This window comes from Streptomyces sp. NPDC016677 (genome assembly GCF_055562815.1).
Genome location: NZ_JBVHEO010000005.1, coordinates 154,090 through 170,693, shown reverse-complemented (window position 1 = coordinate 170,693; position 16,604 = coordinate 154,090). Strand labels below are relative to the sequence as shown.

Here is a 16,604-nt window from a genome sequence, read left to right as displayed (position 1 = left end):
TCGGGGGGTCCGGGCGGGTGGACTGGGGCCATGACGTCACCTGAGGAAGACCTGCTTCCCGCCACCCGCCGTGCGCTGCTGCACCGGATCGCCGTGGCCCAGTCCGCGGGCCGGGCACCGTCCCTGACCGCTGCGGTCGTCCGCGGCGGGCGGACCGTCTGGCACGGTGCGCGGACATCGGTGGACGGGCACTCCCCGGACGCGGACGTGCAGTACCGGATCGGATCGATCACCAAGACCTTCACGGCCGTTCTCGTCCTGCGCCTGAGGGACGAGGGCCTGCTCGACCTGGGGGACCGGCTGGAGAAGCACGTGCCGGGCACCGGGGCGGGGGAGGCCACGATCGCCGGGCTGCTCGCGCACACCGGTGGTCTGGCGGCCGAGTCGCCGGGGCCATGGTGGGAGCGGACGCCCGGTTCCCTCCGTCCCGGACTCGCCGATGTGCTGGGCGAAGAGCCGCTCCTTCATCCGGTGGGACGCCGGCACCACTACTCGAATCCCGGCTACACCCTGCTCGGCGCGTTGGTCGAGGAGGTGCGCGGGGCTCCCTGGGAGGACGTACTGCGCCGGGAGGTCCTCGAACCGCTGGGGCTGACGCGTACGAGCACGCGTCCCCGTCCGCCGTACGCGGGCGGCTGGGCGGTGCATCCGTGGGCGGACGTGATGCAGGCCGAGCCCGTGGAGGACCTGGGGCGGATGGCGCCGGCCGGTCAGCTCTGGTCGACGGCCGGGGACCTGGCACGGTTCGCCGTGTTCCTGACGTACGGGGACGACAAGGTGCTGAGCACGGAGAGCGTGCGGGAGATGCGGGCGCCGGCGGCACCCGCCGAGGCTGCGGATGTCGCGGACGGCATGGCGTACGGCCTCGGTCTGCAGATCACGCACGGGGACGGACGGATGCTGGTGGGGCACTCCGGCTCGCTGCCGGGTTTCCTGGCCAACCTCACCATCGGTGTCGAGGACGCCGTCGCGGCGGTGGTGCTGGCCAACTGCACCTCGGGTCCGCAGCTGTCCGCGGTGGGCGCCGACCTGGTCCGCATCGTCGCGGAGGCCGAGCCGCGGATTCCCGAGCCCTGGCGGCCGTTGCCGGAAGCCGACACGGCCCTGCTGGAGCTGGCGGGGCCGTGGTACTGGGGGACGAGCGCCTTCGTCCTGCGTCTCACCGCCGACGCGGGTGTCTGCCTGGAGCCGTTGGCGGGCGGTGGCCGGCGCTCGCGGTTCCGGCCCAACGGCGACGGTACCTGGCGCGGCCTGGAGGGCTACTACGCCGGTGAACTGCTGCGGGCCGTGCGGCGCCCGGACGGAACCGTGAGCCATCTCGACCTCGGGTCGTTCGTCTTCACGCGGAAGCCGTACGACGAGGACGCTCCCGTGCCGGGCGGGGTGGACCCGGAGGGGTGGCGGGGGATCGGCTGAGCGGCGGGAGCGCCCGTTTCACGTGAAACAGGGCACTCCCGGTCGGCCTTGTCAGAGCTGGAGCTTGAAGCCCACGTGGGATGCCGAGAAGCCGAGCCGCTCATAGAAACGGTGCGCGTCGGTGCGGCTGGCGTCGGAGGTCAGCTGCACCAGGGCACATCCGAGTCGACGTGACTCATCGATCGCCCACTGGATGAGCTGTGTCCCGAGGCCGCTGCCGCGCTCGTCGGCGTGGATACGTACGGCCTCGATCACCGACCGGGTCGCGCCGCGCCGGGACAGGCCGGGGATGACGGTCAGCTGGAGCGTGCCCACGACCCGTCCCGCGCGCACGGCGGTGACCAGTCGCTGGTTCGGGTCGGTGCGGAGCCGCTCGAAAGCGGCCAGGTACGGACTCAGGTCGTCGGGCGACTCGCGCTGGGCGCCCAGCGGGTCGTCGGCCAGCATGGCGACGATCGCGGCGATGTCGTCCTCGACGGCCGGCCTTATTTCAAGATCTCCCATGTCCCGCACCCTACGCAGGGGGCGGCGGCAGGGCGGCGGTTCCGAGCGGGTCAGGCGGGGACCGGTGCCTTCAGGGTCTCGATGGCTCGGACCAGCGGGGCGATGTCGGGGTTGCGCGAGGCCTCGTCGAGGGCTTCACGCAGCGCGGTGTCGTTGGTGGGCCGGGCTTCCTCCAGCAGCTTCAGACCGTCCTCGGTGACATTGGTGTAGATGCCGCGACGGTCGGTGGGGCAGAGGTAGCGCTCCAGCAGGCCACGGTCCTCAAGACGGGTCACCAGGCGGGTGGTGGCGCTCTGACTGAGCACCACCGCGTCGGCGACCTGCTTCATCTGCAGATGCCCTCCGTCGCCGTCGTGCTGGCGGCTGAGTACGTCGAGCAGGGAGTACTCGCGCACGCTGAGGCCGTGACCGGCCTGCAGGGCGCGCTCGATGTGGGTCTCGATCCTCCCGTGGAGCAGGGAGAGGGCGCACCATCCCTGGGCGAGGGCGGTGAGTGCGGGGTCTGTCGCTGTCATGGCGTTCCTCCGTCCCGGAGCGGCTGAGACAAGCGTAAGCCAGGAATGCAATAGATGGCGTTTGCCGTTAGCCAGCGTGTGCAACTATTGTGGGCGCGGTTCAAGCGCTCCTGCAAACTCTGGAAAGGTGTACCCGCCCATGCCTCTCGCGCTCCTCGCCCTGGCGATCGGGGCCTTCGGGATCGGAACGACCGAGTTCGTGATCATGGGGCTGCTGCCCGAGGTCGCCGGTGACTACGGGGTCTCCATTCCGACCGCCGGGTTCCTGGTGACCGGCTACGCCCTCGGCGTCATGTTCGGCGCCCCGCTGATGACCGTCCTCGGCACCAGGATCCCCCGCAAACGGATGCTGATGCTGCTGATGGGGCTGTTCATCGTCGGCAATCTGCTGTCCGCTCTCGCCCCCGCCTTCTGGGTCATGGTGACCGGCCGGGTGGTGGCCTCGCTCGCCCATGGCGCCTTCTTCGGGATCGGCTCGGTCGTCGCCGCCGATCTCGTGGCTCCCGACAAGAAGGCCGGAGCCATCGCCATGATGTTCACCGGGCTGACCGTCGCCAACGTGGTCGGTGTCCCGCTGGGCACCCTTGTCGGTCAGTCCGTCGGCTGGCGGGTCACCTTCGGCCTCGTCGCCGCGCTCGGTGTCGTCGGCCTGGCCGGCATCGCGAAGCTGGTCCCCGACCTGCCGAAGCCGGAGGGGGTGCGGCTCCGGCACGAGCTGGCCGCCTTCCGGAACGTCCAGGTCCTGCTCGCGATGGCGATGACCGTCCTCGGATTCGGCGGGGTCTTCGCGGCCATCACCTACATCGCGCCGATGATGACCCACGTCGCCGGCTTCGCCGACACCTCGGTCACCTGGCTGTTGGTGCTCTTCGGCCTCGGCATGGTCGGCGGCAATCTGGCCGGCGGCCGGCTGGCCGACCGGGCCACGATGCCCCTGCTGTACGTCTCCCTGAGCGCCCTGGCCGTGGTGCTGGCGCTGTTCACGCTCACCGCGCACAACGAGATCACGGCGGCCGTGACCATCGTGCTGATCGGCGCCCTCGGTTTCGCGACCGTTCCGCCGCTGCAGAAGCGTGTCCTCGACCAGGCACACGGAGCCCCGACCCTGGCCTCCGCCGTGAACATCGGTGCCTTCAACCTGGGCAACGCGCTGTCCGCCTGGCTCGGCGGCCTCGTCATCGCCGCCGGATTCGGCTACACCGCCCCGAACTGGGTGGGTGCCGCCCTGGCCGCTGCGGCCTTGGTCCTCGCCTTCCTCTCGGCCGCCCTCGAACGGCGCGACGGTGCGCGCAGCACGGTCGTCACGGGCTCCCTGCCGACCGGGCAGCGCACCACCGTTCACTGAACAACCCTGTCCACCTCCCCCGGTCGCGGCCTCCTGCCGGAGGCGGTCGCGGAACCCGGGCGCAGCGGGGCCCACAGCCACACACAGGGGGCCCACAACGCCCCCTTGGACACCCTCGCGGAAACCCCCGCAGTAACCCCACGCAGAAAAGGAAAACCCTGATGACCACCACCACAGCCCCCGCCCCGCTGACCATCCAGGACGCCGAAGCCCTCGTCACCGCCGCGTACCGCGCCGCCGAGGACGCCGGGGTCCGGGTCAGCGTCACCGTCCTCGACGCGGGCGGTCACCTGATCGCCTTCCGGCGTGACGACCGGGCCGTGCTGATCTCCGGGGAGACGAGCACCCGCAAGGCGTACACGGCGCTCCAGCTGGACACCCCCACCGCCGACCTGGTCGAGGCGGTACAGCCCGGTGGCGTCTTCCACACACTGCCCACCGCGCTGGACCGGCCGCTGCTGTTCATCGCGGGCGGCGTGCCGGTCCACCGCGACGGCCGGCTGATCGGCGCCATCGGTGTCGGCGGCGGGGCCCCGGAGCAGGACCACGCCTTCGCCTCGGCCGCCGTGGAGTCCCTGACCTGAGGACCGACGGACGGACGGACCGACGGACGGACCGGAGGCACGGCCCGCTCGCCGGGCGGGCCGTGCCAGGTCAGCCGGCCGCGACCGTCAGCGGAGCGAAGCGGCGGCTCCAGTCCCCCGGCAGCGCGGTGATGCCATGGGTCATCACCGCGTTGTGGGCGACGGACGACAGGCCACGGGCCTTCACCCAGGCCAGCAGTTCCTCGTGCCGTACGTCGATGTCCGTGCGCAGCGGGCCGTCGGTCTGTGCGGCAAGGGAGGAGAGCAGGGCCTTGGCCGTCTCCGTGTCACGGGCGATGAGCGGGCCGACCACATGGCTGTCCGTGTTGGGCCAGGCCGCGGCGTAGCCGATGAGCCGGCCGTCCTCCTCCGCGACCCGCAGCCGGTGGGCGAAGGCGGGCAGCCGCGCGAGGATGTGCGTGCGATCCGTCCCGAAGACCTCCCCGTCGAGTCGCACCACCGCGGTCAGGTCGTCGGCCGTGGCCGCCCGCGTGGTGATCCGGGACGCGGGGCCGCCGTCCGGCGAGAAGTGCCCGCGGACCATTTCCGCGCTGCCGGTGACCTTGAAGCCCAGCTCTTCGTAGAGCGGCCGGCCGTTCGGGGTCGCGTGCAAGGTCAGTGGCGTGGGACCCGTCGTCGACATGACGTGGCGCATGAGCCGGCGTCCGACTCCTCGGCGGGCGTGCCGCGCGGCGACCAGCACCATGCCGACGGCCGCGAGCGCCGGGCGTCCAGGAGGGCCGTACTCGGTGACGGTGCAGGCCGCGACCAGTCCGCCACCGGGGTCGTCGATGCCGTAGCCCTGCCCGGCTGTGAGGAGCAGGCCCCACTTGTGTTCTTCGCGGAGCCAGCCACGGTCCTGGGACAGATCGGCGCACGCGGCGAGATCGCGGAAGGTCAGGCGTCGGATCGGCAGAGCGGCGAGGGAAGGAGTCGGCACGCGGGCCAGGCTGTCTGACGGTGGCCTCTGCCGTCCACCTGTTTCCGGGGAAGCGCACAGGCTTTTGGCCATGTCATGGGTGACGTGTGCGGCCTGGTGGTCCCGCAGCGGTGTTTCACGTGAAACAGCGGCGAACGCGGGATGTCGCTCCAAACGGCGGGCGGGTCGGAGACAGACGGGCAGACGCCTCCCCGGAGGCCCTCCTCATCCGTCACCCTGAGCGTCCTGGTATCAGCCCAGGTCGGAGGCGTGCAGGGCGCGCACCCCCTCGATGTTGCCGTCCAGATAGTGCCGCAGTGACAGCGGGACGAGGTGCACCGACGCGATGCCGACCCGCGTGAACGGCACCCGGACGATCTCGTACTCGCCGGCCGGCTCCTCCACCTCGGGGCCATGCCGCTGGGCCGGGTCCATGGACTCCAGACGGCAGACGAAGAAGTGCTGCACCTTCACGCCCGTGGCGCCGCCGTCCTCGCCGATGTGTTCCACCGTGTCCACGAAACAGGGCACCACGTCGGTGATCTTGGCGCCGAGTTCCTCGTGCACCTCGCGGTGCAGGGCGTCGACGACGGTCGAGTCCTCCGGTTCGACCCCTCCGCCGGGGGTGACCCAGTAGGGATCCACACCGGGCTTGGTGCGCTTGATGAGGATCAGGTCGGCGCCGTCCAGGAGTACGGCACGGGCGGTGCGCTTGACCACGGGTCGGTCGGTCATGGGGGAAATGTGGCCCGGCTGGTTCCACGTGAAACATCGTGGAACGTCCCCGGACGGGCATGCTCAGTCCCAGTCGGCAGCAGCCTGCAACAGCCACTCATGGGCCCGTGCGATGTGCGGCATCGCCAGGGTGCCGGTGCGCACCGCCAGGAAGTACGTCCGCAGCGGCGGCACCGCCGGGTCATGCAGGGAGACCAGGTCGCCGCGCTTCAGCGCCTCGGCGCCCAGGTAGCGGGGCAGTACCGCCAGCCCGGCACCCGCGACGGAGCAGGCGAGCACCGCCCGCAGATCGGGGACGATGATCGTTCCCGGGGTGGTCGGGCACGCGTCGAAGACGGAGGCCCAGTAGCGGGCCACGAAGGGCAGCGACTCGTGCACCTCGACCACGGGGACGCGCTCCAACGCGGACGTTTTGGTGCCGGCCCGCTGCGCGGCATCGATCTGCTTGGCCCAGCGAGGAGCGCCGACCAGGACGTGTTCCTCGTCGCAGAGCGGAGTCGCCGTGAGCAGAGCACCACGCGGACGGGCCGTACTGATGGCCAGATCATGATGTCCGGCGGCCAGACCGTCCAGCGTCTCGTCCGCGTTGCCGAAGGAGGCGCGCAGGGCGAAACCCTGGCTGTCCTCGCCAATGAGCTCCGTGAGCGCGGGCAGGGCCCGCTCGGCGGTGAACTCAGGGGGCCCGGCCAGATGCAGCGTCCGTAAGGACGACTCGTCGTCGAGACCGGTCTCGGCTATCTCGACCAGGGCGTCGAGGTGGGGTGCGGCCTTGTGCGCCAGTTCGTCGCCGATGGTCGTGGGGGTCACGCCGCGGGCCTGGCGCAGGAAGAGCGGCCTGCCCAGCTGCCGTTCCAGTGTGCGGATCTGGGAGGTGACGGCGGGCTGGGAGAGGCCGAGCAGGGCGGCGGCACGGGTGAAGGAACCAGCCCGGTGCACCGTCACGAACGTCCGCAGCAAGGCCAGATCCACGAAACTTGTCCCCTCTTCCGTCGTCCTTCCCCCGGCCCCCTCGGCACCGCCCCACTATAAAAATGTCGATAGGACCCTGTCGCTACTGTGATTGGACACTGACACAGAGTCAACTAGCCTTGTGCACGCGGTTCTTCGCGCGCGGAACCGAGGGCGGTCCGAGCCACGAGGGGGGAGGCTCGGACCGCCCGCCCTGCCAGGAAACGCCCACCCTGCCAGGAAACGCCCGCCCTGCCAGGGGACGCGGCCGGGTCAGTCCGCCGACACGTCCAGTGCCCGCAGCAGATCGGCCACCAGGTCCTCCGGGTCCTCGGCACCGACCGACAGGCGGACGAAGCCCTCCGGCACCGCGTCACCGCCCCACCGCCCGCGCCGCTCCGCGGTGGACCGCAGGCCGCCGAAGCTCGTCGCGTCGTCCACCAGGCGCAGCGCCTCCAGGAAACGATCGGCACGCGCGCGCGTGGGCAGCGTGAAGGAGACCACGCACCCATAGCGGCGCATCTGCCGCGAGGCGATCTCGTGCGACGGGTCGTCGGGCAGCCCCGGGTACCGCAGGCCGGTGACCTCAGGGCGGGTTCGCAGGACCTCGGCGACCTTGAGCGCGGTGGCGTTCTGCCGGTCGGCGCGCAGGTGGAGCGTGGCGAGCGAACGGTGGGCGAGCCACGCCTCCATGGGCCCGGGGATCGCACCGACGATCTTGCGCCAGCGCCGTACCGCGGTCATGGCGTCGCCGCCGCGGCCGGCGACGTACCCGAGGAGGATGTCACCGTGGCCGGTGAGCTGCTTGGTGCCGCTGGCCACCACGAAGTCCGCGCCGAGTTCCAGCGGGCGCTGCCCCAGCGGCGTGGCCAGGGTGTTGTCGACGGCGACCAGCGCGCCACGCGCGCGTGCCGCCTCGGCGAGCCGCCGGATGTCGCAGACGTCCAGGCCGGGGTTGGAGGGCGACTCGATCCACAGCAGTTTCGCCCCGTCCAGCACGCCGAGCTGGGCGTCCCCGCCGGTCGGCGCGGTGCGCACCTCGATGCCGTACGCCTCCAGCTGCGCACGCACCAGCGGCAGCGCCTGGTAGCCGTCGTTCGGCAGCACGACCGCGTCGCCGGCGCGCAGCTGCGAGAAGAGCACCGAGGAGATCGCCGCCATGCCGGAGGCGAACACGAGCGTCTCCACGTCGTCGCGCCCCGGCGCCTCCAGCCCGCCGATGGCGCGTTCCAGCAGCGTCCAGGTGGGGTTCTCGTCGCGGCCGTACGTGTACGGACCCGTGGGGTCGCCCGGCAGATGGAAGTGGGCGGCGAACACCGGGCCGGGCAGGGTCGGCTCGTGTTTGACCGGCTCGGGCAGCCCGGCGCGCACGGCGCGCGTGCCGTCACCCGCGTCCTGCGGAAGCGCTGCCTTTGTGGAAACGCGCCCCTGGGTAGCGGAATCGTTCATGCCGCCTGTCCTTCCACTTGCTCACGTACGGCGGCGAGCAGACCGTCGCTCGCCGCCTCCACCATCTCAAGGCACTCCTCGAAGCCGTCCCTGCCCCCGTAGTAGGGGTCGGGTACGTCGAGGTCGTCGGCGTCGGCGGCGGGATCGTAGGAGCGCAGCAGGCGCACCTTGGCGGCGTCCCGCGCGGTGGGCGCCAGCCGGCGCAGCGCCCTGAGATGGCCGGAGTCGAGGGCGATGACGAGGTCCAGGCGGGAGAACCAGGAGGCGTGGAACTGCCGGGCCGTGTGGTCGAGGGCGTAACCACCGGCCGCCAGGACGTCCATGGTGCGCGGGTCCGCGCCCTCGCCCTCGTGCCAGCCGCCGGTGCCGGCGCTGTCGGCCTCGACCAGGCCGTCGAGCCCGGCGTCCGCCACGCGCGCGTGGAAGACGGCCTCGGCCATCGGGGAGCGGCAGATGTTGCCGCTGCAGACGAAACAGACGCGGTAGGTCATGGGGTCAGTCCTTGTCGGGCAGGACCAGGTTCAGGGCCCAGGAGACGATCGAGACGATCAGGCCGCCGAGGACGGCGGTCCAGAACCCCTCCACATGGAAGCTGAGATCGAGCACGTCGGCCAGCCATGAGGTGAGCAGCAGCATCAGCGCGTTCACCACCAGGGTGAACAGGCCGAGGGTCAGGATGAACAACGGAAACGTCAGCACCTGGACGATCGGCTTCACCAGAAGGTTCACCAGGCCGAAGACCAGCGCGACGAGGATCAGCGTGGCGGTCTTCTCGCCGGTGCCGCCCCCGGTCAGCGTGATCTTGTCGATGAGCCACACCGCGACCGCCAGGGCCGCCGCGTTGGCGATCGTCTTGACTACGAAATTCTTCATGTGTCTGATCGTGGCAGACACGATCGGCAACCAATGGTGAAGCAGGGGCGGACGAGGCGATGAAGGCATTCCGGCTGGACGAACTGGAGGCGGAGCGCGCCGCCAACGACGGCGCCTACCTGCAGTTCCTGCGGGAGCGGAACATGTCGGTCGGGCTGTACGCGCTCGACGCGGGAACCTCCGACCCGCAGCAGCCGCACGCGCAGGACGAGGTGTACTTCGTGGTCAGCGGCCGGGCCGCGATCACCGTCGGCATGGAGACGACCGAGGTGGCCCGCGGCAGCGTGGTGTACGTGCCGGCCGGGGTCGCCCACAAGTTCCACCACATCAGCGAGGACCTCAGGGTGCTGGTGGTCTTCTCGCCGCCCGAGGGCTGACCGGAAGTCCGAGCCGCGCCCCCGGATTCCCTAGGGGATCGGTCAGGGGAGGACAAGGGCTGCCGGGCCCCCGTACCGGACACCCGCCGCCTAGCATCGAGTGCAGGACATCAGGATTCCCGGACACCGGGAGATCCCCGGGAACGGGAGAGACGAGGACGAGGGCGATGCGTGAGAGTCTCGCGGGACTGCCGTGGTGGGTGAAGTGGATCGCGGTGCCGGTCATCGCCCTGGTCGTGTTCGGCGGCATGATCGCCAGCGTGGTCGGCTTCGTGATCGGGCTGCTCTTCAAGGTGCTGGTCTTCGTGGCCCTGGTCGGCGGACTGATCTACATCGTGCGCAAGTTCATGTCGAACTCCTCCTCACGCGGCGACTGGTGAGGCCGGCGGGGCACCGGTGGGGGTAACGGGAACCGCCGGGTCCCTCGCGCGAGGGACATTTCCCCGGCAGGCCGCCTGCGAGCGGTGACAGGCGGTTAAAGTCCGGAACTCCAGGCGGGGGCGACCCCGCAGCGGCGTACACCCCCACCCGTGTTCCCCGCAACGGCTGCCCCCTCGCTCCGGGAGTGACCCTTGGCCACGGCTGACACCGCACCAGTCCATCCGCCCGCCCTCCCCACACAGCCCCGCTCCCCGGCTCCCACCACGGACGCACCGCCCCCGGACCCTCCCTCCGGGACCCTCATCGGCTCCGTGCAGCGGGCGCTGCGCCTGCTGGAGTGCGTGGCCGGGCACCGGTACGGCGCCCCCGCCAAGCAACTGGCCCGGGAGACCGGGCTGGCGCTGCCCACGGCGTACCACCTGCTGCGCACCCTGGTGCACGAGGGCTATCTGCGCCGCGACAAGGGTCTGTTCTTCCTCGGGGAGGCGGCCGAGCGGCTGAGCAGCAGCGGAGCACAGCAGAAACGTCGCAGCGCGCTGGCGGAGGTCCTCGCGGGGCTGAGCGAGACGATCGGCGCCCCCGTGTACTACGCGATGTACCGCGACGGGGAGGTCGACATCGTGTGCGTCGCCGACACGCCGGGCGCTCCCGCGGTCGAGGAGTGGGCGGACTTCCGTGAGACGGCGCACGCGCACGCCATCGGGCAGTGCCTGCTGGCACAGCTGGACGAGGCGGCCCGCCGGGACCATCTCGACCGCCATCCGGTCCGGCCCGTCACCCGGTACACCGTGCGCGACGACCACAGCCTGCTGAAGCGGCTGGAGCGCGTGGGCCGCAGCGAGCCGGTGACCGAGTACCAGGAGTACGCGCTGGGCACGGTGTGCGGGGCTATCCCGCTCACCGTCGGCAGCACGGTGGCGACGGTGGCCATCTCCCTGCCCGTGCGCCAGGCCGACCGGTTGCTGCCCGCACTGCGCCAGTTACAGGGCGAGGTGGGGCGAATCCTGGGGTCGCTTTCGCCCTCTATCAGTATGTGAAAACTAACTCCTTGTGATCTGGTGTGTACGTTCAGCAAGATGCCACCAGTGTTAGAGGTTGATTCCCGGCCAGTCGACGGCGAATGACGGGGTATGCGATGCGTGAGTCCGTACAGGCAGAGGTCATGATGAGCTTTCTCGTCTCCGAGGAGCTCTCCTTCCGTATCCCGGTGGAGCTGCGCTACGAGACCAGTGATCCCTACGCCGTGCGACTGACCTTCCATCTGCCCGGCGACGCCCCGGTGACCTGGGCCTTCGGGCGTGAGCTGCTGATCGACGGGGTGGGCCGCCCCTGCGGTGACGGGGACGTGCGCATCGCGCCCGTCGACCCCGAGCCGCTGACCGAGGTGCTGATCCGCCTTCAGGTGGGTGCCGACCAGGCCCTGTTCCGCTCCTCGGCGGCACCGCTCGTGGCCTTCCTCGACCGCACCGACAAGCTGGTGCCGCTGGGTCAGGAGGGGATGCTCGCCGACTTCGATGCCCACCTCGACGAGGCGCTGGACCGCATCCTGGCCGAGGAACAGAGCGCGGGCTGAGCGTTCGGGCGGCCTCGTAGAGGTGGCGTAACGCTTCGCCGGACGGTGGCCACTGTGCCGGAACGATCCTGCGGGGGTTTTGCCAGAGGGGTGCGGAGCGGTTCGGAGTCGTCCGGGTACGCCGTCGCAGTCGAGGGGCCACCGGTGCTTCCAGCGCTCGCCGGACCCACGGCAGCGCTACCGCTTACGGCGGCGGCCCCGCCCCCCGCGGGCCGCGGCCGGGGCGGCACCCGCGGGAGCCTCGCCGGGGCCCGGCCGGTCGGCCGAGACGACCAGCGCCGCGAGAGCCGTCGTCACCGGTACCGACGCCACCAGGCCGATCGAGCCGACCAGCGTGCGCACGATCTCCTCCGCGACCAGCTCGCTGTTGGCGACCGAGCCGACGCTGCTCTGCGCGATCGAGAACAGCAACAGCAACGGCAGCGCGGCACCCGCGTAGGCGAGGACGAGTGTGTTGACGACGGACGCGATGTGGTCGCGGCCGATCCGGATGCCCGCGCGGTACAGGCCCCGCCGGCCCATCGTCGGATTGGCCTCGTGCAGTTCCCAGACCGCCGACGTCTGCGTCACCGTCACGTCGTCCAGCACACCGAGGGAACCGATGATGACCCCTGCCAGCAGCAGACCGCTCATGTCGATCGACGGGTACAGGCCGTGGATCAGGCCGGTGTTGTCGTCCGTGTCCCCGGTCAGCGCGGCCCAGCCGATGAAGAGCGAACCGAGGACGCCGATCAGCACCAGCGAGACCAGGGTGCCGAGCACCGCCACGGACGTACGGGCCGACAGCCCGTGGCACAGATACAGGGCGATCAGCATGATGGCGCTCGACCCGATCACGGCCACGAGCAGCGGGTTGGAGCCCTGCAGGATCGCGGGCAGGATGAAGAAGTTGAGCACCAGGAAGCTGATGGCCAGCGCGACCAGCGCCATCACGCCCCGCAGCCGCCCCACGACCACGACGGCGAGCGCGAAGATCCCGGCGAGCAGTGCCATCGGGAACCCGCGGTCGATGTCGGAGACCGAGTACTGGAGGTCCTTCGGCGCGGAGGGCTCGTAGGAGACCACGACCTTCTGGCCCTGGCTCAGCTGCCGGGACTGGTCGGGCTGCACGACCTCGGTGAACGTACGGCCCTTGTCCTTGCCGGTGTCGACCCGGATCGTCGCCTTCTTGCAGGTGCCGTTCTCCCGCTGCTGGGCCTCGGAGCCCTCCGCGGTGGAGGTGTCGCCGGTGGAGGGGATGGTGGAGCCGTTCACTTCCTGGCAGCTCATCGCCTGCACCTTGGTGACCGTGGCCTGCTGCGTCTGCCGGTCGAACCCCACCCCGGTGCGTTCGTGCGCCGGTGCCCCGCCGGGCCACAGCAGGGCGAGCCCCACGACGACGGCCGCGGCGAAGGGGACCAGGACCGCCGCGATGACCTTGCGCAGGTGCAGGGAGACGGGAGCCGCCGGACCGTGACTGTGCGAGTGCCCGTGCCCGCCGCCGAGGGGGCTGTGCCCGTCGTTCCCCGGACCGTGTCCGCCGTTCCCCGGGCCGTGCCCGCCGGCACCCGGACCGCGTCCGTCACCGGAGCCGTGTCCGCCACCGGGACCATGACCGCCGCCCGGCCCCGCGTTCGCGCCCCCCTGCCCGTACCCCTGCCCTTGCCCCAGCCCGTGTTCGTGCCCCTGGACGTGCCCGCGGTCGTGTCCCTGCCCCTGCCCCGGGACGGAGCCCTGTCCCTGTCCGTGGTCCCCGGAGGGGAAGCCGTCAGCGCGGAGGGTACGGCTGTCGGCACCGCCTGCCGTGCCCGGTCCGCGGCGTGGTTCGGGCGGGGGGAAGGGGGGATGCTGCGTCGTGGTCACGGCCCGATCATCGCAAGAACGAAGGGGGCCATCTGTTCACCGCGCCCGAATTGACGCTAGCGTGGAGGCACCTTTTATACACGCGGGAGCTCGGAGCACCGGGCTGAGAGGGCGCTGACCTCCGTCCCAGCGATGTTTCACGGGAAACATCACCGAAATCGAGTGATGTTCCCCACGAGGCGTCGGAGGACGGACACCGCTGCGTCGACCGCCGAACCTGTTACCGGGTAATGCCGGCGTAGGGAGTAGGTCTCATGACCAACAAGGACGCACGCACGCCTGCCTCCGCGCAGAACTCCGCCCAGGAGGAGCCCGCGGCGGCCGGGAAGCCCATCGGCTGGCACAAGGCGTATGTCGAGGGTTCACGCCCCGACCTGCGCGTGCCCGTCCGTCAGGTGCACCTCACCAACGGCCAGTCGGTCACCCTGTACGACACATCGGGCCCGTACACCGATCCGCTCGTCGACACCGACGTGCGCAGGGGGCTGCCCCCGCTGCGGGAGAACTGGATCATCGCCCGCGGCGACACCGAGGAGTACACGGGCCGCCCCGTGCGCCCCGAGGACGACGGCATCAAGCACACCTCTCCGCGCGGCGGACTGCGCAACCTGGACGCGGTCTTCCCCGGGCGCCCGCGCCAGCCCCGGCGCGCTCGCGGCGGGCAGGCGGTGACCCAGCTCGCGTACGCGCGCCGTGGGGAGATCACCCCCGAGATGGAGTACGTGGCCCTCCGGGAGAACGTCTCGCCGGAGGTCGTACGCGAGGAGATCGCGGCGGGCCGGGCGGTCCTGCCGGCCAACGTCAACCACCCGGAGATCGAGCCGATGATCATCGGCAAGCGGTTCCTGGTGAAGGTCAACGCCAACATCGGCAACTCGGCGGTGACGTCCTCCATCGAGGAGGAGGTCGAGAAGATGACCTGGGCGACCCGCTGGGGCGCCGACACGGTCATGGACCTCTCCACCGGCCGCAACATCCACACCACCCGCGAGTGGGTGCTGCGCAACTCCCCCGTGCCCATCGGCACGGTCCCCCTCTACCAGGCCCTCGAAAAGGTCGACGGCAGGGCGGAGGAGCTGACCTGGGAGGTCTACAAGGACACGGTCATCGAACAGGCCGAGCAGGGCGTCGACTACATGACGGTCCACGCGGGCGTACGCCTGCCGTACGTACCACTGACCGCCAACCGGAAGACCGGCATCGTCTCGCGCGGCGGCTCGATCATGGCGGCCTGGTGCCTGGCGCACCACAAGGAGTCGTTCCTGTACGAGCACTTCGAGGAGCTGTGCGAGATCCTCGCCGCCTACGACGTCACCTACTCGCTCGGTGACGGCCTCCGGCCGGGGTCGATCGCGGACGCCAACGACGAGGCCCAGTTCGCGGAGTTGCGCACGCTCGGGGAACTCAACCGGATCGCGAAGCGTTTTGACGTACAGACCATGATCGAAGGCCCGGGTCACGTCCCGATGCACAAGATCAAGGAGAACATCGACCTTCAGCAGGAGATCTGCGATGAAGCCCCGTTCTATACGCTCGGCCCGCTGACCACCGACGTCGCTCCGGCCTACGACCACATCACCTCCGGCATCGGCGCCGCGATGATCGCCTGGTGGGGCACGGCCATGCTCTGCTACGTCACGCCCAAGGAACACCTGGGCCTGCCCAACCGCGACGACGTCAAGACCGGCGTCATCACCTACAAGATCGCCGCGCACGCCGCCGACCTCGCCAAGGGGCACCCGGGCGCGCAGGAATGGGACGACGCGCTGTCCGACGCCCGGTTCGAGTTCCGCTGGGAGGACCAGTTCAACCTGGCCCTCGACCCGGACACGGCACGGGAGTTCCATGACGAGACGCTGCCGGCGGAGCCCGCGAAGACGGCCCACTTCTGCTCGATGTGCGGGCCGAAGTTCTGCTCGATGAAGATCAGCCACAGCATCACCGAGCGGTTCGGCGGCGCGGCGGCCGAGGGGGCGTCTCCCGAGGAGGTCGCGGAGGGGATGCTCCAGAAGTCCAGGGAGTTCGCGCAGGCGGGCAACAGGGTCTACCTGCCCATCGCGGACTGAGAGGCGGCTGGGTGGCCCCGGCGCCGAGCGCGGCGCCACCCAGCACTCGCCCGTAGGGGCTGGTCGTCGAGAACCGGCTTGGTGCGTGGCGGTGGACCCTCGTACGGTCGTGCGTGTGATGAGCATGGTCATGGGCGAACCGCGCCGGATCGGAAGTCCCGGACCCGAGGCGAGACTGAGGTTCGAGACGGAACTCCACGGCCCGGGGCCGGCGCCCCGGCGCCGGCTGCTGGTGCTCGACGGGAAGCCCGCGTTCGAGCTCTCCCTGTGGTGCGGGACGTGCCAGTTCCTGTTCCAGCGGCTGGAGGGGGCCGACCAGACGCTGTCCTTGGAGGGCATGCGGGAACTGCTCGCCGGCCAGGTCTCCGGCCTGGACGACCGCGTCCTGGACGCGTTCGGCTCCCTGCTGCCGGAAGGCGAGTACCTTCCCATGCTGCTCCCTGTCGAGCCGCGGTTGGTCACTCCGGGGCAGGAGGGCGACTACTTCAGCACCGAGCAGGTGGCCACGTGGGGACCCGACCAGTTCTGGGGCCTCCCAGAGCACCCTCGCACGCCGTACTACCGCACGTTCGAGACGGTGGTGGACGACACCGCGCATCTCTACGAGTTCGTCGTACCCATGGTGCCTCCGCTGTGGAACGACCGGGCACGGGTGGCGGAGTACGTCGAGCGGATGCGGGGCGGAACCGTGCCGACGGCGGTCGCGGTGTCGACACTGGACCTGTGCCGGCCCGCGATGAGCCTCCACTCGACCGACGAGTACGAGCACTGGGGGCTGACGCATTTCCTGCTCGACGGCCATCACAAGCTGGAGGCGGCGGCGTCGGCCGGGCGTCCCGTGCGGCTCCTGTCACTGCTGGCCGTGGGCGAGAGCCTGTCCGGTCCCGATGAGCAGCACAGGCTGGCGGCCTTGCGCTCACAACCCAGGCTGAGCCGCGCGGTCCGGCCGGCCCGGTGACCTGGGGCGGCGTTCACAGGCGGCAGGAGGAGACGGCCATCCGATGCGCCTCCGGGCGCGCTGCGGTGCGCCTTCGGGGAACCACCCGGAGGCCACCGGCGTGCGCTCCCCCAGGGCGG

General features: G+C 70.8%; 18 protein-coding genes. 9 read left to right on the top strand and 9 right to left on the bottom strand.

Annotation, left to right across the window (positions count from 1 at the left end; translation table 11 throughout):
* Positions 1–30: 30 nt before the first annotated feature.
* Positions 31–1,416: a serine hydrolase domain-containing protein gene (locus ACZ3IG_RS16955; RefSeq protein ID WP_467432718.1), complete on the top strand. Its 1,386-nt coding sequence runs from the start codon at positions 31–33 to the stop codon at positions 1,414–1,416.
* Between the two features lie 51 nt (positions 1,417–1,467).
* On the opposite strand, the gene ACZ3IG_RS16950 is transcribed toward ACZ3IG_RS16955, so the two are convergent.
* Together ACZ3IG_RS16950 and ACZ3IG_RS16945 are read right to left on the bottom strand one after the other, a co-directional pair.
* Positions 1,468–1,920, bottom strand: coding sequence for a GNAT family N-acetyltransferase (locus ACZ3IG_RS16950; RefSeq protein ID WP_467432716.1), 453 nt, complete (start codon positions 1,918–1,920; stop codon positions 1,468–1,470).
* Between the two features lie 50 nt (positions 1,921–1,970).
* Positions 1,971–2,435: a MarR family winged helix-turn-helix transcriptional regulator gene (locus tag ACZ3IG_RS16945; RefSeq protein ID WP_467432714.1), complete on the bottom strand. Its 465-nt coding sequence runs from the start codon at positions 2,433–2,435 to the stop codon at positions 1,971–1,973.
* A gap of 139 nt (positions 2,436–2,574) precedes the next feature.
* Here ACZ3IG_RS16945 and ACZ3IG_RS16940 point away from each other — a divergent pair, with 139 nt between their 5' ends.
* Together ACZ3IG_RS16940 and ACZ3IG_RS16935 are read left to right on the top strand one after the other, a co-directional pair.
* A complete protein-coding gene (locus tag ACZ3IG_RS16940; RefSeq protein WP_467432713.1) occupies positions 2,575–3,780 on the top strand; it encodes an MFS transporter in 1,206 nt (401 codons plus the stop codon).
* 161 nt (positions 3,781–3,941) lie between these two features.
* Complete coding sequence (locus tag ACZ3IG_RS16935) at positions 3,942–4,364, top strand: GlcG/HbpS family heme-binding protein (protein WP_467432711.1); 423 nt, start codon at positions 3,942–3,944, stop codon at positions 4,362–4,364.
* Between the two features lie 70 nt (positions 4,365–4,434).
* On the opposite strand, the gene ACZ3IG_RS16930 is transcribed toward ACZ3IG_RS16935, so the two are convergent.
* The 6 genes from ACZ3IG_RS16930 to ACZ3IG_RS16905 form a co-directional block, all read right to left on the bottom strand.
* Positions 4,435–5,304, bottom strand: coding sequence for a GNAT family N-acetyltransferase (locus tag ACZ3IG_RS16930; protein ID WP_467432708.1), 870 nt, complete (start codon positions 5,302–5,304; stop codon positions 4,435–4,437).
* A gap of 231 nt (positions 5,305–5,535) precedes the next feature.
* Complete coding sequence (locus ACZ3IG_RS16925) at positions 5,536–6,018, bottom strand: NUDIX domain-containing protein (protein ID WP_467432707.1); 483 nt, start codon at positions 6,016–6,018, stop codon at positions 5,536–5,538.
* Positions 6,019–6,081: 63 nt separating this feature from the next.
* Positions 6,082–6,987: a LysR family transcriptional regulator gene (locus tag ACZ3IG_RS16920; protein WP_467432704.1), complete on the bottom strand. Its 906-nt coding sequence runs from the start codon at positions 6,985–6,987 to the stop codon at positions 6,082–6,084.
* A 252-nt stretch (positions 6,988–7,239) separates the two neighbouring features.
* Entirely contained in the window at positions 7,240–8,415 is a 1,176-nt protein-coding gene (locus ACZ3IG_RS16915; protein ID WP_467432702.1) for a cystathionine gamma-lyase, read from the bottom strand.
* Positions 8,412–8,906, bottom strand: coding sequence for a low molecular weight protein-tyrosine-phosphatase (locus ACZ3IG_RS16910; protein WP_467432700.1), 495 nt, complete (start codon positions 8,904–8,906; stop codon positions 8,412–8,414). Before ACZ3IG_RS16910 ends, ACZ3IG_RS16915 begins: the two co-directional genes overlap by 4 nt.
* 4 nt (positions 8,907–8,910) lie before the next feature.
* Positions 8,911–9,288 carry a phage holin family protein gene (locus tag ACZ3IG_RS16905; RefSeq protein ID WP_467432698.1) on the bottom strand — a complete coding sequence of 126 codons (378 nt, stop codon included), beginning with the start codon at positions 9,286–9,288 and terminating at the stop codon, positions 8,911–8,913.
* A 59-nt stretch (positions 9,289–9,347) separates the two neighbouring features.
* Between ACZ3IG_RS16905 and ACZ3IG_RS16900 the strand changes: the two genes are divergently transcribed.
* The 4 genes from ACZ3IG_RS16900 (at position 9,348) to ACZ3IG_RS16885 (ending at position 11,619) form a co-directional block, all read left to right on the top strand.
* Positions 9,348–9,665, top strand: coding sequence for a cupin domain-containing protein (locus tag ACZ3IG_RS16900; RefSeq protein ID WP_215169647.1), 318 nt, complete (start codon positions 9,348–9,350; stop codon positions 9,663–9,665).
* Between the two features lie 167 nt (positions 9,666–9,832).
* Positions 9,833–10,045, top strand: coding sequence for a DUF5326 family protein (locus ACZ3IG_RS16895; protein ID WP_467432695.1), 213 nt, complete (start codon positions 9,833–9,835; stop codon positions 10,043–10,045).
* A gap of 192 nt (positions 10,046–10,237) precedes the next feature.
* Positions 10,238–11,083, top strand: coding sequence for an IclR family transcriptional regulator (locus tag ACZ3IG_RS16890; RefSeq protein WP_467432694.1), 846 nt, complete (start codon positions 10,238–10,240; stop codon positions 11,081–11,083).
* A gap of 98 nt (positions 11,084–11,181) precedes the next feature.
* Complete coding sequence (locus ACZ3IG_RS16885; RefSeq protein ID WP_467432692.1) at positions 11,182–11,619, top strand: SsgA family sporulation/cell division regulator; 438 nt, start codon at positions 11,182–11,184, stop codon at positions 11,617–11,619.
* A gap of 177 nt (positions 11,620–11,796) precedes the next feature.
* Here the strand turns inward: ACZ3IG_RS16885 and ACZ3IG_RS16880 are convergent, their stop codons facing one another.
* On the bottom strand, positions 11,797–13,461 hold the full coding sequence (locus ACZ3IG_RS16880) for a YibE/F family protein (RefSeq protein ID WP_467432689.1): 1,665 nt from the start codon (positions 13,459–13,461) through the stop codon (positions 11,797–11,799).
* A gap of 254 nt (positions 13,462–13,715) precedes the next feature.
* Here ACZ3IG_RS16880 and thiC point away from each other — a divergent pair, with 254 nt between their 5' ends.
* Positions 13,716–15,527: a phosphomethylpyrimidine synthase ThiC gene (gene thiC, locus ACZ3IG_RS16875; RefSeq protein ID WP_467432688.1), complete on the top strand. Its 1,812-nt coding sequence runs from the start codon at positions 13,716–13,718 to the stop codon at positions 15,525–15,527.
* A 118-nt stretch (positions 15,528–15,645) separates the two neighbouring features.
* The gene (locus ACZ3IG_RS16870) at positions 15,646–16,485 is read left to right on the top strand and encodes a hypothetical protein (RefSeq protein WP_467433141.1); all 840 of its coding nucleotides are present in this window, start codon (positions 15,646–15,648) and stop codon (positions 16,483–16,485) included.
* The last annotated feature ends 119 nt before the right edge of the window (positions 16,486–16,604 follow it).

Bases quoted from the DNA above. Each gene is read 5' to 3' on its own strand.
- ACZ3IG_RS16885 (WP_467432692.1), top strand. From the start codon at position 11,182: ATGCGTGAGTCCGTACAGGCAGAGGTCATGATGAGCTTTCTCGTCTCC.
- ACZ3IG_RS16910 (WP_467432700.1), bottom strand. From the start codon at position 8,906: ATGACCTACCGCGTCTGTTTCGTCTGCAGCGGCAACATCTGCCGCTCC.
- ACZ3IG_RS16950 (WP_467432716.1), bottom strand. From the start codon at position 1,920: ATGGGAGATCTTGAAATAAGGCCGGCCGTCGAGGACGACATCGCCGCG.
- ACZ3IG_RS16895 (WP_467432695.1), top strand. From the start codon at position 9,833: ATGCGTGAGAGTCTCGCGGGACTGCCGTGGTGGGTGAAGTGGATCGCG.
- ACZ3IG_RS16945 (WP_467432714.1), bottom strand. From the start codon at position 2,435: ATGACAGCGACAGACCCCGCACTCACCGCCCTCGCCCAGGGATGGTGC.
- ACZ3IG_RS16940 (WP_467432713.1), top strand. From the start codon at position 2,575: ATGCCTCTCGCGCTCCTCGCCCTGGCGATCGGGGCCTTCGGGATCGGA.
- ACZ3IG_RS16870 (WP_467433141.1), top strand. From the start codon at position 15,646: ATGAGCATGGTCATGGGCGAACCGCGCCGGATCGGAAGTCCCGGACCC.
- thiC (WP_467432688.1), top strand. From the start codon at position 13,716: ATGACCAACAAGGACGCACGCACGCCTGCCTCCGCGCAGAACTCCGCC.
- ACZ3IG_RS16915 (WP_467432702.1), bottom strand. From the start codon at position 8,415: ATGAACGATTCCGCTACCCAGGGGCGCGTTTCCACAAAGGCAGCGCTT.
- ACZ3IG_RS16905 (WP_467432698.1), bottom strand. From the start codon at position 9,288: ATGAAGAATTTCGTAGTCAAGACGATCGCCAACGCGGCGGCCCTGGCG.
- ACZ3IG_RS16900 (WP_215169647.1), top strand. From the start codon at position 9,348: ATGAAGGCATTCCGGCTGGACGAACTGGAGGCGGAGCGCGCCGCCAAC.
- ACZ3IG_RS16925 (WP_467432707.1), bottom strand. From the start codon at position 6,018: ATGACCGACCGACCCGTGGTCAAGCGCACCGCCCGTGCCGTACTCCTG.
- ACZ3IG_RS16955 (WP_467432718.1), top strand. From the start codon at position 31: ATGACGTCACCTGAGGAAGACCTGCTTCCCGCCACCCGCCGTGCGCTG.
- ACZ3IG_RS16935 (WP_467432711.1), top strand. From the start codon at position 3,942: ATGACCACCACCACAGCCCCCGCCCCGCTGACCATCCAGGACGCCGAA.